14 protein-coding genes are annotated in these 15,699 nt (G+C 63.7%); 11 read left to right on the top strand and 3 right to left on the bottom strand.

What is annotated here, in order from left to right:
* The first annotated feature begins 38 nt into the window (after positions 1-38).
* The 9 genes from proW (at position 39) to VCJ09_RS06175 (ending at position 9,353) form a co-directional block, all read left to right on the top strand.
* A complete protein-coding gene (proW, locus tag VCJ09_RS06135) occupies positions 39-989 on the top strand; it encodes a glycine betaine/L-proline ABC transporter permease ProW (protein ID WP_324733565.1) in 951 nt (316 codons plus the stop codon).
* 61 nt (positions 990-1,050) lie between these two features.
* A complete protein-coding gene (proX, locus tag VCJ09_RS06140) occupies positions 1,051-2,076 on the top strand; it encodes a glycine betaine/L-proline ABC transporter substrate-binding protein ProX (RefSeq protein ID WP_324733566.1) in 1,026 nt (341 codons plus the stop codon).
* Positions 2,077-2,445: 369 nt separating this feature from the next.
* Positions 2,446-3,831, top strand: a complete 1,386-nt coding sequence (locus VCJ09_RS06145) for an MmgE/PrpD family protein (protein WP_324733567.1) — start codon at positions 2,446-2,448, stop codon at positions 3,829-3,831.
* Complete coding sequence (locus VCJ09_RS06150; protein WP_324733568.1) at positions 3,828-4,319, top strand: SDR family NAD(P)-dependent oxidoreductase; 492 nt, start codon at positions 3,828-3,830, stop codon at positions 4,317-4,319. The genes VCJ09_RS06145 and VCJ09_RS06150 overlap by 4 nt, the downstream gene beginning before the upstream one ends.
* Positions 4,307-4,594, top strand: coding sequence for an SDR family oxidoreductase (locus VCJ09_RS06155; RefSeq protein WP_324733569.1), 288 nt, complete (start codon positions 4,307-4,309; stop codon positions 4,592-4,594). Before VCJ09_RS06150 ends, VCJ09_RS06155 begins: the two co-directional genes overlap by 13 nt.
* Before the next feature lie 10 nt (positions 4,595-4,604).
* Positions 4,605-5,363 carry an SDR family NAD(P)-dependent oxidoreductase gene (locus VCJ09_RS06160; RefSeq protein ID WP_324733570.1) on the top strand — a complete coding sequence of 253 codons (759 nt, stop codon included), beginning with the start codon at positions 4,605-4,607 and terminating at the stop codon, positions 5,361-5,363.
* 171 nt (positions 5,364-5,534) lie between these two features.
* Entirely contained in the window at positions 5,535-6,260 is a 726-nt protein-coding gene (locus tag VCJ09_RS06165) for a response regulator (RefSeq protein WP_407693013.1), read from the top strand.
* Positions 6,257-7,045, top strand: coding sequence for a substrate-binding periplasmic protein (locus VCJ09_RS06170; RefSeq protein WP_324733571.1), 789 nt, complete (start codon positions 6,257-6,259; stop codon positions 7,043-7,045). The genes VCJ09_RS06165 and VCJ09_RS06170 overlap by 4 nt, the downstream gene beginning before the upstream one ends.
* Positions 7,029-9,353, top strand: a complete 2,325-nt coding sequence (locus tag VCJ09_RS06175; RefSeq protein WP_324733572.1) for an ATP-binding protein — start codon at positions 7,029-7,031, stop codon at positions 9,351-9,353. Before VCJ09_RS06170 ends, VCJ09_RS06175 begins: the two co-directional genes overlap by 17 nt.
* Before the next feature lie 299 nt (positions 9,354-9,652).
* On the opposite strand, the gene nhaC is transcribed toward VCJ09_RS06175, so the two are convergent.
* Positions 9,653-11,155 carry a Na+/H+ antiporter NhaC gene (gene nhaC / locus VCJ09_RS06180; protein ID WP_324733573.1) on the bottom strand — a complete coding sequence of 501 codons (1,503 nt, stop codon included), beginning with the start codon at positions 11,153-11,155 and terminating at the stop codon, positions 9,653-9,655.
* 337 nt (positions 11,156-11,492) lie between these two features.
* Here nhaC and VCJ09_RS06185 point away from each other — a divergent pair, with 337 nt between their 5' ends.
* Positions 11,493-12,530 (top strand): GlxA family transcriptional regulator, encoded by a 1,038-nt coding sequence (locus VCJ09_RS06185; protein ID WP_324733574.1) that lies wholly within the window; start codon positions 11,493-11,495, stop codon positions 12,528-12,530.
* Between the two features lie 36 nt (positions 12,531-12,566).
* Here the strand turns inward: VCJ09_RS06185 and VCJ09_RS06190 are convergent, their stop codons facing one another.
* Complete coding sequence (locus VCJ09_RS06190) at positions 12,567-12,995, bottom strand: hypothetical protein (protein ID WP_324733575.1); 429 nt, start codon at positions 12,993-12,995, stop codon at positions 12,567-12,569.
* A gap of 211 nt (positions 12,996-13,206) precedes the next feature.
* The gene (locus VCJ09_RS06195; protein WP_324733576.1) at positions 13,207-14,580 is read right to left on the bottom strand and encodes an IS1182 family transposase; all 1,374 of its coding nucleotides are present in this window, start codon (positions 14,578-14,580) and stop codon (positions 13,207-13,209) included.
* 288 nt (positions 14,581-14,868) lie between these two features.
* On the opposite strand from VCJ09_RS06195, the gene VCJ09_RS06200 reads away from it, so the two are divergent.
* Positions 14,869-15,699: an isocitrate lyase/PEP mutase family protein gene (locus tag VCJ09_RS06200; protein ID WP_324733577.1), complete on the top strand. Its 831-nt coding sequence runs from the start codon at positions 14,869-14,871 to the stop codon at positions 15,697-15,699.

Genomic DNA, 15,699 nt, shown 5'->3' on the forward strand with positions numbered 1-15,699 from the left:
CCGCAGTAAACCCAGAATCATGAGAGTAGGTAGCCAAGATGTCAGAGTTCAGCATCCTCGACCCGTTCCAAACCTTGACCATTCCCCTGGGTGACTGGGTGGAAAGCATCCTGAATTACCTGGTGCACAATTTTCGCGAATTCTTCCGGGCCATTCGTTGGCCGATCGACCAGGTGCTCAATGGCTTTGAGTTCATCCTGCAGAGCATCCCGCCTTCCATCGGCATTCTCCTGTCCTCGTTGCTCGGCTGGCAGGTTGCTGGCCCGCGCATGGGCTGGTTATGCGCGATTACCCTGACCCTACTCGGGCTGATTGGGGTCTGGTCAGAGTCCATGACCACCCTGGCGCTGGTGCTGACCTCGGTGTTCTTTTGCGCGCTGATCGGCGTGCCCCTGGGGATCCTCTCGGCGCGCAGCGACCGCCTGGAGAAGATCGTGCGGCCACTGCTGGATGCCATGCAGACCCTGCCGGCCTTCGTTTACCTGGTACCAGTGGTGATGCTGTTCGGCATCGGCAACGTGCCCGGCGTACTGGTGACCATCGTCTTCGCCGTGCCGCCGCTGGTGCGCCTGACCAACCTCGGCATCCGCCAGGTGCCGGAAGACAAAATTGAGGCAGCCCGCGCCTTCGGCTGCACACCTTGGCAAATGCTCAAGCGCGTGCAACTGCCCTTGGCCGCGCCAACCATCATGGCCGGTGTCAACCAGACCCTGATGCTGTCGCTGTCGATGGTGGTAATCGCCTCGATGATCTCGGTCGGCGGCCTGGGGCAGATGGTCCTGCGTGGCATCGGTCGCCTCGACATGGGCCTGGCCACGGTTGGCGGCGTCGGTCTGGTGCTGCTGGCGATCTTCCTCGACCGCCTGACCCAGGCCATGGGCGAGCGCACCAGCGGCGACCCCAGCCTGCGCTGGTACCACAGCGGCCCGGTCGGTCTGCTGTTGCGTCTGCTGGGCAATCGTCCGGTCAGCGCCAAGGCCGAGGCCTGAGGCCACCGCTGAACTCAATCGAAATACCCGACTAACAACAAAACCCAAAAGGTAGCTGACGATGAATTTCGAAACCCGTGGCTTCACCCAGAAGCTCCTGCACTGCGCCGCCGTTGCATCCCTGAGCCTGTTGCCACTCTATGGCCAGGCCGCGTCTGCCGAGAAGCCAGGAGAGGGCGTGGACGTGACGCCGATCTTCCCGAGCATTGCCGAGGAGCGCTTTCGCGGTGAGGTGGCCATGGTCGGCCTGCGTGAGCTGGGCTATGAGGTGCAGAAGCCGAAGGAGACCGAGTACGCGGCGATGATGGTCGCGCTGTCTTACGGCGATGCGGACTTCACCGTGCACCTGTGGGACAAGCTGCACGACACCTTCTATCAGAAGGTCGGCGGCGACGACACGCTGGTCAAGGCCGGCAATGTGATCCCCGGCGTGCTACAGGGCTACCTGATCGACAAGAAGACCGCCGAAGCGCACAACATCAAATACCTGACCGACCTGAAGAAGCCGGAGATCGCCAAGCTGTTCGACACCAATGGCGACGGCAAGGCCGACCTCACCGGTTGTAACCCGGGTTGGGGCTGTGAACTGGTGATCGACCACCACCTCAAGGCCTATGACCTGGAGAAGAGCGTCAGCCACAACCGTGGTTCCTACTTCGCGCTGATGGCCGACACCATCGCCCGCTACAAACAAGGCGAGTCGATTTTGTATTTCACCTGGGTGCCGCAGTGGATCGCCGGCGTGCTGGTCGAGGGCAAGGATGTGGTCTGGCTGGAAGTGCCTTACACCGATCTGCCGGATGGCAAGAATGACGTGAACACCAGCTTCAACGGCAAGAACCTCGGCTTCGCCGTGGATGAGGTCAAGGCCGTATTGAACAAGGAGTTTGCCGAAGAGAACCCGGTAGCCCTGAAGTTTCTCTCCCTGGTACAGATCACCACCGACGACGAGAGCGCGCAGAACCTGAAGATGCAGGACGGCGAAAACAAAGCCAAGGATATCGAGCGTCATGCCGCCGAGTGGGTTGCCGCGCACCGTGAGCAATTCGATACCTGGCTGGCCGCTTCCCGCGCCGCCGCCAACTGAGTCCGACGGCTCAGGCTACACACTTTATTTGGCGCCCCTGACGGGCGCTTTTTTTTGGCTATGTCCCAGTGATGTGTTGGCCGCAGCTTTGTAGCTTTTGTAGGGTGGGTTAGCGGCGCAGGCCATAGAGCTGAACATCAACTGCATCATTGGCGCGCCGCGTAACCCACCAAGTGGCGGTCGGCGTGCTGATCATGGTGGGTTACGGCGCAACTGACCGGGTAACAGTCACTAGTCTTGTGCCAGGCGCCTAACCCACCCTACGGATCTACTTAAAGCAGGAGGTGGTGGTGGGTCGTGTCATGCAACACGCTATTGGGACATAGCCTTTTTTCCTGTCGATCCTCGTCCCGTCTGTGGAGTAAGCGTATGTCGCTCTATTCGTTCGTCCGTGATTTCACGTTCAGCCAGGCGCCGCAGCACACCCGTGACCTGCTGCAGATCTGCCTGCTGGATATTCTCGGGGTCGCCGCCGGCGCCCGCGACAACCAGACCAGCCAGGCCCTCAAAGGCTACGCGGTCAACCATTACCCGGCCGGCGCCTTGGCCAGCCGCCTGCTGTTCGATGGCCGTGCGGTGCACCCGCTTGGCGCAGCCTGGGCCGGCGGTTTCAGTGTCGACAGCCTGGATGCCCATGAGGGCCATTTCACCTCCAAGGGCCATGCCGGCGCCACCGTGGTGCCGGCGTTGCTGGCGCTGGTCGATGCCTGCCGCGAGCAGGGCAGGGACATCAGTGGCGAGGAGCTGCTCAGCGCGCTGTGCATCGGTTATGAAACGGCGCTGCGCGCCGGCGTCGCGTTGATGGCCACTGCGCCTGAATACCATGCCTCCGGTGCCTTCTCCGGGCTCGGCGTGGTCTGTGCGGGCGCTCGCTTGCTTGATTTGGACGAGCAGACTTTCCGCCATGCCCTGGGTATCGCCGAGTACTTCGGCCCGCGCTGCCCGATGATGCGCTTGATCGATCACCCCTCGATGCTCCGCGACGCCCACGGCGCCGGCGCCTATGCGGGATTGAATGCCTTGTTTCTGGCCCAGGCCGGAGTCACCGGCGCACCGGCCGAGACGGTGGAAACCAGCGCGGTGGCCGCCCAGTGGCATGACCTTGGTCAGCGCTGGGAGATCGATGCCCAGTACTTCAAGCCCTGGCCGGTGTGCCGTTGGGCGCAGCCAGCGTTGACCGCGATGACCGCGCTGCTGGCCGAGCACCCGCAGATTCGCGGCGCGGCGATTGAGCAGATCACCGTCGAGACCTTCCACGAATCCATGCGGCTGCAGGGCCATACCCCGGCCAATGCCGACGAGGCCCAGTACGCCCTGGCCTTCCCGCTGGCGGCGCTGGTAGCGCGCGGCCAGGTCGGCCCGCTGGAGGTGACTGGTGACTCGGTGCATGCGCCCGACATCCTCGCGGTCAGCCGGCGCATCGAGATAGTCGAGGCCGACGATCTGTCGGCGCGCTTCCCCAACGAGATCCTCTCGCGGGTATCGGTGACGCTCAAAGATGGCCAGCGCTTCGCCAGCCCGATCACCGCCGCCAAGGGCGACCCGGCCACGGCCATGAGTCAGGCCGAATTTCGCGCCAAGTTTCACCTGCTGGCCGGTGTCAGCCTTGATGCCGAGCGACGTCAGGCCATCGAGCAGGCCGTCGCCGAGCTACCCGCCAGCGCCGACTGCGCCACTTTATTTCAGCTGCTGTTTAAGACCGAATCCGTCCAGGCGCTGCCTGGTTCAACCCTGCTCAAGGAGGTTGCCCTATGAAATTCGCCGAGAAAGTCACCCTGATCACCGGCGCCGCCGGCGGTGTCGGCCAGGCCTTGGCCTTGCTGTTTGCCCGTGAGGGCGCGCGGCTGATGCTCTCCGACCGCGAAGAGGCCGGCTGCGCAAAGATCGCCGAGAAGGCCCGCGCCCTCGGCGCCGAGGTCAGCTACCTGGCTGGCGACCTGCGTGAGAAGAGCTATTGCGAGGCAGTGGTCAGTGCGGCCGTGGAAAGCTTCGGCGGCCTCGACATCGTACTGAACAACGCCGGGATCATTCCGCGCGGCACCATCGAGGAAACCACCGACGAGATGTGGTTCGACGCCATGGGCGTCAATCTCAATGCGGTGTTTTACATCTGTCGCGCAGCGATTCCGCACATGAAGGGGCGTGCAGGCGCGGCCATCGTCAACACGTCCTCGGTGTGGGGCATCTATCCAGGCCCGGCCATGTCGCCTACTGCACCAGCAAGGGCGCGGTGGCAGCGCTGAGCAAGAACCTCGGCCGCGACTGCGCGCCGCTGGGCATCCGGGTCAATGCCGTGTGCCCGCACGAGATCAACACGCCGATGATTCGCAGCGGCTTCGAACGCCGCGGCCTGGACCCGGATAAAGCCGTCGAGGAACTGAACAAGAGCGTGCCCCTGGGACGCATCGCCGAGCCGGAAGACATCGCCGACGTGATCGCCTTTCTGGCCTCGAACGAGGCGCGTTATATCGCCGGTGAAGCTTTAGAAGTGACCGGCGCCAAGCCGGTTTCGGGCTAAGGAGATGAATATGTTGCTCAAGGGAAAAAACGCCCTGGTCACCGGCGGTGGTCGCGGCATCGGCCGCGGCATTACCGAAAAACTGCTGGCCGCTGGCGCGCGGGTGCTGGTGGCCCAGCGTCAGGCGCTGGACGCGGAGCTGGCGAGTAACCCGGAGGTGTTCTTCGTCGAAGCGGATCTGGCCGAGTCCGGCGCCCCGCGCTTGATCGCCCAGGCCGCGGCCGAACTGCTCGGCGGCATCGACGTGCTGGTGAATAACGCCGGCTTCATGGCCGAGCAGCCGATCGAGGCCATGAGCGAGCAGGACTGGGACCGGATGATGGTGGTCAATCTGCGCGCGCCGGTGTTCCTGGTCCGTGAACTGCTGGCGCAGATGCGCCAGCGCGGTGGTGGCAGCATCATTAACATCGGTTCGATCGAAGGCCTCGGCGCCAACCCGCAGCATGCCGCTTACTGCGCCTCCAAGGCGGGCGTGCATGGCCTGACCCGGGCGCTGGCGGTGGACCTGGGCCGCGACGGGGTGCGCTGCAATGCCATCGCGCCAGGCTGGATCGATTCGGACCTGAGCAATGCCTACATCAACGCCCAGGTCGATCCGGTTGGCGCGCGCCAGGGCTTGCTGGCCATGCACCCGGTCGGGCGCACCGGCACCCCGCAGGACGTAGGCGGCGCGGTGGTGTTTCTCGCCTCGGACGAGGCGGCCTTCGTCACCGGCCAGGTGCTGGTAGTCGATGGCGGGCGCACCGCCAAGTTGCCCCTGCCGTTCTGAGTCGCTGAGCGTGGCACGGTGGTCACGCGCCTCCAAGTGTCGGAAATAGGCACCTGGGGCGCGTTCGCTTGTAATAAAGTGCAGCGGATAAACTGGATGTCGAGCGGCTGCCCGCCGACCGGCGCCGCCCCCGGCTCCAGCCCAGCAGATTTCAGCCCTTGAAGGCCTGGCATGTCCGATGACCTGACGGTGTTGGTGGTGGATGACGAGCTCATCACCCGCGAGTGCCTGTGCAACTATTTCGCCGAGGAGCGCTACCGCGTCCTGGCCGCCGCCACGGCGGAGGAGGCCGAGCAGATCCTTGCGCGCGAAACCGTGGACCTGGTCTTGCTGGACATCCGCATGCCCGGCAAGGATGGCCTGACCCTGACCCGCGAGCTGCGGGTGCATTCGGAGGTCGGCATCATTCTGATCAGCGCGCGCCAGGATGCGGTCGACCAGCTGATCGGTCTGGAGTGCGGTGCCGACGACTACGTGACCAAGCCCTTCAGCCCGCGCGATATTCTCGCCCGCGCCAAGAACCTGTGCCGCCGAGTACGCCTGATCCGCGCCCAGGCGCCGGTCAGCACCGGGCAGAACCTGCTGCGCTTCGACGCATGTACGGTGGACCTGGGTCTGCGCCAGGTCACCGATTGCGACAACCGGGTCAGCCAACTCACCGGCGGCGAGTTCCAGCTGCTCAGCGTGCTGCTGGGCAACCTCGGCAAGACCATGAGCCGTGACCAGCTGCTCGACCAGATGCGCAACCGCGAATGGGCACCGAACGATCGCACTATCGATGTGCTGATCGGCCGCTTGCGCCGCAAGCTCAGGGACGATCCGGCCAACCCGCGGATCATCCTGACCATTCATGGGGTCGGTTACCTGCTCGCGGCCAAGGCGCTGCAGGCCAGGTGAAGCGCGCGGCGCTGGCGCTGCTGCTGGGCCTGCTGGCGCCGGTGGCCCAGGCGCGCGAACTGTTGGCCTGCGGTCACCCGTTCTATCCGCCGGTGTCCTGGCACTCCCAGGGCGCATTGGTGGGGCTGGCGCCGCAGGTGGTGCGCCAGCTGTTCGCCGAGTTGGGTCATGAGGTGCGCCTGCTGGCACTGGGCAACTGGAAGCGCTGCTTGCTGGAGGCCCAGCAGGGACGGGTGGACATAGTCGTCGCCGCTTATCGCACCCATGAGCGTGAAGCCTGGATGGGTTTTACCAAGGAGGCGCTGGTGGCCGACCCGATCGTGCTGTTCACCCTACGCGACAAATCGGTGCGTTTTGACAGCTGGGACGATCTGCGCGGACTCACCGTCGGCTTGCTGCTGGGCGACAGTTTCGGTGACCGCTTCGACCGTTTCGCCGAGCAGCACTTGAACATCGAATGGGTGTCCAGTGGCGAGCAGAACTTCATCAAGCTGGCCCAGGGGCGTATCGACTTCATGCCGGTTGGCCTCTACAGCTGGACCCTGCAGAACCGCCGTTTCGGCTACGACCAGGTCATCGTGCAACAGCCCGGCCAGCTGGTCACCGAACACTACCGGATAGGCGTGCGCCGCGATCCGGCGTTGCTCGCCCTGCTGCCGCGACTCGACCAACGCCTGCGCGAACTGAGCGAGGATGGCACCCTGAAACGCCTGGATGAGCACTACAGTGCTCGCTATCTCGCCGAACCCCATCGCATGACCAATCTCTATGATTCAGCACCCTAAAAAAACCTGGCGCAAGCTGCTCACCTACCGCCAGGAGCACCCGCTGGGCTATCGCATGATGCTCTACGTGCTGGTCTGCAGCCTGCTCTTCGTGGTGCTGTCCACCAGCATCCAGGCCGCCATCGAGTATCGCCGCGAGATGCGCGTGATCGAGCAGCGCATCGAGTTGATCCGCAATGTCTACCTGGCCAGCCTGGCGAAGAGCATCTGGGATGTCGACCGCGAGCAGCTGCGCCTGCAGATGCGTGGCATCCTGGATTTTCCCGACATCAGTTCCTTGACCCTGGAGGATGCCGACACCGGTGAACGGCTGCTGCTGGCTGCTGGGGAGCGCACGGCGGCGCGGACCGCAGAGCATCGCTTCGCCTTGCGCCATGAGACGCCTCTGGGGCCGCGTAACCTCGGCCAGCTGGTGGTGCATACCGATCTTGGCGCGGTGTATGCCCGCCTGGCTTGGAGTGCCTTGACCCTGTTTCTCGGTCAGGCGCTGACCATCTTCTTGAGTGTGCTGGTGGTCATGGCGATTTTTCAGCGCATGGTCACTCGGCACCTGGAAAGCATGGCCCGTTACGCACGCAACCTGGGCGTCGGTTCGCGTGATACGCCGTTGCAGCTGGAACGCCAGCCGAGCCCACGCAGCGACGAGCTGGATGCGCTGGTCGAATCGCTCAACGACCTGCGTCTGGGGATCAATCAGGACATCGAGCGCCGTGAGCGCGCCCACGAGCAATTGCTCTTCAGTCGCGAACAGTTGCGGCGCATGGTCGACAAACGCACGCGCAGCCTGCGCCAGGCCAAGGAGGTGGCAGAGGCCGCCAGCCAGGCTCGTTCGCAGTTCCTCGCCGGGATCAGCCACGAGATCCGTACGCCGATGAGCGGGATTCTCGGCATGACTCAACTGCTCTACCACACGCCGCAGTCCGAACAGGCACGTGGCTACCTGGATGCCCTGCGCCAGTCCGGCGAAGGCCTGTTGGCCATCCTCGATGGGGTGCTCGATTACGCCAAGTTGGAGGAGGGCGGCTATGTGCCGGAAGAGCAGGTGTTCTGCCTGCCTCAACTGCTCGAGGAACAGGCCCTGTTGGCCGAGGCGCAGTTGCAGGGCAAGGCGCTGCGGGTCAGTTGCCAGATCGAGCCGCAACTGCCTCGCTACTACCGGGGCGCAGCCGGCTGCCTGCGTCAGGTACTGGCCAACCTGCTGAGCAACGCGGTGAAGTTCACCGAGCGCGGCGCCATCGAGTTAAGGGTCGGCGGCGTGGACAAGGCCGGCAGCCGCTTGCGCTTCGCGGTGCGCGACACGGGTATCGGCATCAGCGCCGAGCAGCAGCAGCGGATTTTTGAGCGCTTCACCCAGGCCGATGAAAGCATCACCCGACGCTTCGGTGGCACCGGCTTGGGCCTGGCCATCAGCCAGAAGATGGTCGCGGCCATGGGCGGACGGATCGGTGTCGACAGTCGCGAGGGCGCAGGTAGCACCTTCTGGCTCGAGGTGGAGCTGCAGGTGGCCCAGCCGCCCGCGACGCAGGCCGAGGCCACAGCCACACTCTCGCCCGCGCTCAGCCTGAGTCTGTTGCTGGTGGAGGACACGCCGATTAACCAGCAGGTCATCTGTGGGCTGCTCGAGCACGCCGGGCACCTGGTGCACCTGGCGGAGGATGGTCGGCAAGCCCTGGCGGTGTGCCGGCAGCAGGCCTTCGATGCGATCCTCATGGACATGCACCTGCCGGGCATGAGCGGTGTCGAGGTGACCCGCGCCATTCGCTCGAGCGCCGACAGCCTGAATGCCGACACGCCGATCATTGCCCTGACCGCCAGCGTCGGCGTGGAGGATATCCAGGGTTATCTGGCGGCGGGTATAGCTGCGGTGCAGGCCAAGCCGCTGCAGCCAGCGGCGTTGCAGCAGGTGCTGAGGCAACTCTGTCAGCCGCCCGACAGCGGCATAGCGGCGCAGCCGCAGGCGGATGAGCAGGCGGGGGTCGACCTGCACCTGCTGACCATCCATCGCCAGGTATTCGGCCAGGCGCGTTTGCGCAGCTTGTTCGAGCAGTTCCAGGAGCAGGCCGACGGGCTGCTGGTGCAGGTCGACGATGCCCTGCAACTGGACGATCTGTATGAGGTTGGCGAGTTGGCCCACAAGCTGGCGGGCAGCTGCAGTACGCTCGGCCTGCTTGAGGTCGCGCGGCTGGCCACGGCGTTAGAAACCTGCAGCCGAGAGGCTGATGGCGCCCGCTGCCTGGCGTTATTCACGGCGCTCAAGGCAGCGCTGCCGAGCAATCTGAGCCGGGCGCGACAGGTCGGCGAGGTGTGAGTGGGGGCGATGATTCGTAGGGTGGGTTAGGCGCATGACTGCAGGCTATTTGCTGGTGCGTAGTCGGTTGCGCCGTAACCCACCAGAGGAGGCAAGCCGACAACCGCTTGGTGGGTTACGCGGCGCGCAATTTCCGCAGTTGATTTTCAGCCTCTGCTCAGCGCCACTAACCTGCGCGGCCCGACCCACCCTACAAAAGCTGCGTGCAACACGTAACGGGGACATAGCCAAAGCAAAGGGCCGGTCGTCGAGTGACGGCCGGCCCTGGGTTGCAGCGCTCTATCAGTAGTGCGTCGGCCTCAGTCGGCGACAGGCGCTGCGCGGTAGCCTGGTTCGGGCTGGTCGAAGGTCTGGATCGCCTCGCCCTGCGCCTTCCAGTTCGCGCGCTCCTGCTCGGTGGCTTTGGGCGAGAACCAGCCGAGGTAGGCATAGGCGATGCCGATCACCGGTGACAACCAGCAGGCGAAAGCCAGCGGGATATACAGCAGGTTCTCGAAGTTGCCATCGCCCACGGCCAGACCCAGTGAGGAGATCACGATGGCACCGCCGGCGTTCCATGGCACCAGCGGGGAGATCAGGGTGCCGCCTTCCTCGACTGCGCGCGACAGGTTGAGGGTCGAGTAACCCTTGCCACGGTAGGCCGGAGCAAACATGCGGCCGGGCAGGGCGATGGACAGGTAGGGGTCGCCGGCGACCAAGTTGGTAGCAATCGAGGTGCCAATGGCGGCGGTTTGCATGCTGCCGAAGCTGCGCGTCCTTTTCAGGATCGCCTCGACAATCACCTCGAGGCAACGGGTGCGCTCAAGGGCGCCGCCCAAGGCCAGGGCGATCATCACCAGGGTGATGACCCAGGCCATCGACTGGATGCCGCCGCGGTTAAGCAGGCTGTCGATGTCCTTGATCCCGCTGTTGAGACTGTAACCGCTCTGCATGTAAGTGAACACGTCATGCAGGTTGGCGCCCTGGTAAGCCATGGCCAGGATACCGCCGGCGATGGCGCCGGCAAACAGCGAGGGCAGGGCCGGCATTTTCTTCAGCGCCAGGCCAATGACCAGCAGCGGGGGAAGCAACAGCACCCAGGACAGCTCGAAGTTCTGCGCGAGGCCATTGGTGATCAGGTCGATCTTGCTGGAGTCGAGTTCATTGCCGCCGATGAGGTTGAAGCCCACCAGTAGATAGATGACCAGGGCAATCAGCATGGCCGGGATGGTGGTCGGCAACATGTTGCGGATATGGTCGAACAGATTGACCCCGGTGACGGCCGGGGCCAGGTTGGTGGTGTCGGACAGCGGCGAGATCTTGTCGCCGAAGAACGCCCCGGACACCACGGCGCCAGCGGTCCAGTACATCGGGACGTCGAACCCCGCACCTATGCCCATCAGCGCCAGGCCGATGGTGCCGACCGTGCCCCAGGAGGTGCCAAGCGACACCGAGACCACGGCGCACATCAGCATGGCGACGGCGAGAAACACCTCGGGTGACAGCAGCTTGAGGCCGCCATAGATCATCAGGGGTACGGTGCCGCTGGCGATCCAGGTACCGATGATCATGCCAACCACGATGAGGATGCCGATCGATTGCAAGCCGATGGACACGACGTGCAGCGAGCCTTTCTCGATGTCCTTCCAGCGATAACCCTGACCCCAGCCGATCAGCGCGGTAATCGCCAGGCCGATGGCCAGGGGTACGTGGGGGGTGAAGTCGCCGTAATAGAACAGCTGGATCGCCAGTATGCCGAGCGTGAGGACGATCGGGATCAGGGCGAGGACGAGCGAGGGGCGAGCGTTGTTATTGGTGTGCACGAGCTTCCTCCAGGGAGTGATCGTCTGGCTGAGCCGGCGATCATTTTGTAGTTCTTGGAGGACTCAACCTAGCAAGCCGATGTGAACTGCTTTACGGGTTGCTGTATCAGGTTGTAATCAGTGCATTACATGCCATTTACATCTGTATTTTTCGCGGCTCGGTGCAAGTGTCGGGATATGCTGAGCGTCTTCGTTTTAATGGCTAAGGCCAGGAAGTGCTTAGTGTCATAGTGGCAGTAGTTAGGCGGACGAATGTTGTTCCGTAGGCCTATTCAAATAAATAACATGGTCTGAGTTACCTTCTTCAGTAAATGCTTTCGTGCCAGTGAGTTGCAACATGAGATCCTCTTTCGAGAGTTTGTTAAAAAATAAGAATATGGCGCACTTCGCCAAGGGCCAGGGCAGCGAGCCGGCGTTGCCGCTGCGGCGCGTTGCCTTCGTGCTGCTGGATAATTTTTCGATGATGGCCTTCACCGGGGCGGTGGACGCCCTGGTCACCGCCAACTTGATGAGCCCGGCGCCGCTCTATGAAGTGCTGGTGGTCGGTGGCGCAAGCGCGGTGGTGGTCAGCGATCTGGGCATCGTCATTTCGGCAGACTGCTGCCTGGCCGATATGGCAGAGAAACAGCAGGACATCCTGGTCGTCTGCGGCGGCTTTCGCGTGCGCCTGCAGGTGGATCCGCTGCTCAGGACCAAGCTCAGATCGGCCGACGCCGCTGGCGCCATGCTCGGCGGCTTGTGGAACGGCGCTTATTTTCTTGCCGAGGCGGGGCTGCTGGATGGCTACGACTGTGCTTTCCATCCCGATGGTCGGGCGATGATCGCCGAGCTGTTTCCCAAGGTGAGATTGTCGAACCATGCCTATGTGCTGGATCGCGAGCGGATCAGTTGTGCCGGTGCCAATAGCTCGCTGGGCATGATGCTGGAAGTGGTGCGGCGCGGCAGTGGCTTCAACCTGGTAAGTGCCATCGAGGAAGTGTTGAGCTGCGACACCATGCAGGAAGTCCTGGATGTGTCGGTGGTGGCCGTCGATTACGACCCGACCTTGCCACAGGCATTGAAGTCGGCGCTGGAGCTGATGCACAACAACATCGACGAGCCGCTGACGGTGGATGAGATTGCCACCTGCGTAGACATTTCCAGGCGCCAGCTCGAGCGTCTGTTCTGTCGTCACGTCAACGCGACGCCCTCGCGCTACTACCTGGAGCTGCGCCTGACCCGCGCCCGCCAGCTGCTGCAACAGACCAACAAGTCCCTCACCGATATCGCCGTCGCCAGCGGCTTTGTCAGCATCTCGCATTTCCGTCGTTGTTTTAGCGAGTTCTTCGAGATTTCGCCGGGCCGTTTTCGGGCGGCCTCGCACAGTCGGCGTTGAGCGCAGCCATCAAGCCCGAGCTGCCTCGAACCGCGCTCACGCCAGGGTCAGCGGGTAGCGGGACGGCTCGGGCGTTGTGGGCGCGCTCTGGCTGCCGGCGCTGAAAGCGTCGGCGAGCAGCATTAGGGTCAAGCGATCGACTTTCTTCGGTTCGGCGTTGAGTCTGAGACCCAGCTCGAGCTGGCGTTGCGCGATGAAGTCCTGGGCACTGCTGTCTTGCTCGATAGCAGCGGGCGCTATTGCTGCGCTCGCCTGCGGTTCGCCTGCCGCCTCGGCGGTAACCAACGGCTGCTGGCCCGAGATCACCCGACTCAACAGGATCTGGAAATCCAGATAGGCGCGAATGTCTGCCGGGCTGTTGCCGCTCGGGTTGCTGCTATAGGCCGGCAGTGCGGTGCTGGGAGTGGAAACGCCATTAACCATAAGGAGCTCGGTGCGGCCGCTAGGGGCCAAGTCGGGCAACATGCCGCGCACCTGGTTATCGGCCGCTTAGCGGCCAGGTTGAACATTTCTCGAGGATATTTGCCGATGAGCAACCCACGGCCTAGCAGCCTGTCGGACTTGAGTTCATGAACGGGGATATCAATAGTGAGGCGAAGCGATTCGCCCCACTATTGAGGTATTTTCAGGCTTTTTTGCCCCGAATTTCCTGAGAACGAGCGGGTTTAGTTCATTTCTACCCACACTGGACGGATTTGTGGCGCAAAACGGCCATGCGTTTCAAATTCCAGGCCAGACATACCAGGCGCCATTCGCCGCTCACCTTGTCCTTGCCTCGCAGCAGAAACTGGCGAAAACCCATGACCGACTTGATGATGCCGAACACCGGTTCCACCGTCTGTTTGCGCAGCGCATAGAGGCGGCGCCCCGGCTGGCTCTTGAGTTTGTGCGCCATGCGTTGTTGCACTGTGGCATCAGCGTCGAGCGCTGCCAGCTCCTCGAAGCGCGCCTTCCAGTGCGGGTGATGATCTTCGCGTGCCACCGCCAGGTAGGGCTCGATTCCCGCCGCCTCGCAGGCGGCGATGTTGCTTTCGCTGTTGTAGCCACAGTCCCCGAGCACCACGTTCACCTGACCCAATGACTCCGGTAGCGCCTTGAGCTCGGCCAGCATGGGGACGACTTGTTGCTTGTCGTTGCCCGCCTGAGTGAGGCCTGGCGCCACCACCAACAGGGTGTCGGTATCCACTGCGGCCTGGGCGTTGTAGCACTGTTCGAAGCCGCCGCCAGCCACCCGCATGATGCGCGAGTCTTCGTCGGTGAGGTTGATTTGGTCGTGCTCAGCCGGCCCTTCCACCGGGGCTTTGGGCGGCTTGCCGCCCGGCTTTTTGCCGGTTTCTGCTGCGCGTGCCGCGCGCTTGGCGAGCTTCTCCTTATAGGCGCTCTGTTCCTGCTCAAACCGCACGCGGGCACGCGCCTCGATCGTGGCCTTCGCCGCGTCCATGGCGAGCAAGCGATCTTGCCGGCGTTTGATCTCGTCCGGCAGATCGATGCCGACGGGGAGCTCTGCCTGGTCGGCCCGTTCAGCCAGCGCCAGGAGCTCCTGCACTTCGGCCTTGAGCTGGCGTTCGAGTGTCTGGATATGGCCATAGGACAGTGCACTGTGGCGTGAGGCGTTGGCATGCAGCTTGGTGCCGTCGAGGCTGATGGTGCCGAGCTTGAGCAGCTTCATCTCGCCCGCCAGCTCCAGCACCTGAAGGAAGATGCCGACCAACTCGTCGAGGAAGCGGCGGCGGAAGCTGGCCAGGGTGTCGTGATCGGGGTGACTGCCTGAGGCCAGGTAGCGAAAGGCGAGCGAGTCGTAAGTGGCGCGTTCGATCATACGGCTGGAAAAGGTGCCGGTGGCATAGCCATAGACCAGCAGACTAAGCAGCACCTCGGGGTGATAGGCGGCGCTGCCGCGTCCGCCATAACGCCGGGTGAGCGCACTCAAGTCGAGCCGTTCGATGGCTTCGAGAATGAAACGGGCCAGGTGGGCTTCTGGCAGCCAGTCATCCATCGATGGCGGGAGCAGGTAGTCAGTCTTGCGGTCGATCGGACGAAAGCGGCTCATGCGGAGGCATCGGCTGGGCGGTGTCGGGATTATCCTGGAATCCAGTGATTAAGTCCGACAGGCTGCTAGTGCCACAATGGGTCGGGAAGCCCTGGCCCCGCATCTGGCCGAACACGCTGCTGCATGGGGTTGCCATCAGCTGGCGGCGCGCTATTTGCCATGCGTGCAGGCGTCGCTGGCTTTCGTCGAGGGCGCGGCTGAGTAGCTTGGCCGACCTTGAGGCTGTTGCGGCGCAGGGCGTCTGGTCTAAGGTGCACGCAGGTCGAAATCGAAATAGGAGCGATCGATATGTCTACTCAGGTTGAGCGTGGCGAGGCTTTCCGCACCCTGCACCAGCGCGACGGGTTGTTCGTGCTGCCCAATCCCTGGGATGCCGGCTCGGCGAAGATGCTCGCGGCCCTGGGGTTCGAGGCGTTGGCGACGACCAGTGCCGGCTTGGCCTTTTCTCTGGGCCGCTGCGATGCAGAAGGCGCGATCAGTCGCGAGGAGGCCCTGGCTAACGCCGGTGCTATCGTCGAGGCGACGCCGCTGCCGGTGGCCGCCGATCTGGAGAACGGTTACGGCGATGACCCGCAGCACTGCGCCGAAACCATCGCCCTGGCGGCGCAGATCGGCCTGGTTGGCGGCTCCATCGAAGATGCCACGGGTGATGCGCAGTCGCCGATCTATCCCTTCGAACTGGCGGTCGAGCGGATCCAGGCGGCGGTCGCGGCAACCCGGCGCCTGCCGTTCACCTTCACCCTGGCGGCGCGGGCGGAAAATTACCTGCATGGCCGACTCGATCTGGACGACACCATCCGCCGCCTGGTGGCTTACGCCGAGGCGGGCGCCGATGTGCTCTATGCGCCGGGCCTGACGACCCGCGAGGAAATTCTGACGCTGGTCACGGCCGTGGCACCGCGCCCGGTCAACGTATTGGTGGGCTCGCCCAGCCTGCGGTTGTCGCTGGATGAGCTGGCCGAACTGGGGGTGAAACGCGTCAGTCTCGGCTCCGGTCTGGCGCGCGTCGCCTATGGCGCCTTCTTCCAGGCGGCGCAGGAATTGGCCGCTCACGGCAGCCTGGTGGCGACCGGCCAGGGCATGCCGTTCGCGCGCATCAACAATCTGTTCAAGGGCTGA

This window comes from Pseudomonas paeninsulae (assembly GCF_035621475.1).
GTDB lineage: Bacteria > Pseudomonadota > Gammaproteobacteria > Pseudomonadales > Pseudomonadaceae > Aquipseudomonas > Aquipseudomonas paeninsulae.

Coding starts and splice junctions, on each gene's coding strand:
- VCJ09_RS06145 (WP_324733567.1), top strand. CDS start 2,446: ATGTCGCTCTATTCGTTCGTCCGTGATTTCACGTTCAGCCAGGCGCCG.
- VCJ09_RS06150 (WP_324733568.1), top strand. CDS start 3,828: ATGAAATTCGCCGAGAAAGTCACCCTGATCACCGGCGCCGCCGGCGGT.
- VCJ09_RS06165 (WP_407693013.1), top strand. CDS start 5,535: ATGTCCGATGACCTGACGGTGTTGGTGGTGGATGACGAGCTCATCACC.
- VCJ09_RS06190 (WP_324733575.1), bottom strand. CDS start 12,995: ATGTTGCCCGACTTGGCCCCTAGCGGCCGCACCGAGCTCCTTATGGTT.
- proW (WP_324733565.1), top strand. CDS start 39: ATGTCAGAGTTCAGCATCCTCGACCCGTTCCAAACCTTGACCATTCCC.
- VCJ09_RS06160 (WP_324733570.1), top strand. CDS start 4,605: ATGTTGCTCAAGGGAAAAAACGCCCTGGTCACCGGCGGTGGTCGCGGC.
- proX (WP_324733566.1), top strand. CDS start 1,051: ATGAATTTCGAAACCCGTGGCTTCACCCAGAAGCTCCTGCACTGCGCC.
- VCJ09_RS06185 (WP_324733574.1), top strand. CDS start 11,493: ATGAGATCCTCTTTCGAGAGTTTGTTAAAAAATAAGAATATGGCGCAC.
- VCJ09_RS06195 (WP_324733576.1), bottom strand. CDS start 14,580: ATGAGCCGCTTTCGTCCGATCGACCGCAAGACTGACTACCTGCTCCCG.
- VCJ09_RS06175 (WP_324733572.1), top strand. CDS start 7,029: ATGATTCAGCACCCTAAAAAAACCTGGCGCAAGCTGCTCACCTACCGC.
- VCJ09_RS06200 (WP_324733577.1), top strand. CDS start 14,869: ATGTCTACTCAGGTTGAGCGTGGCGAGGCTTTCCGCACCCTGCACCAG.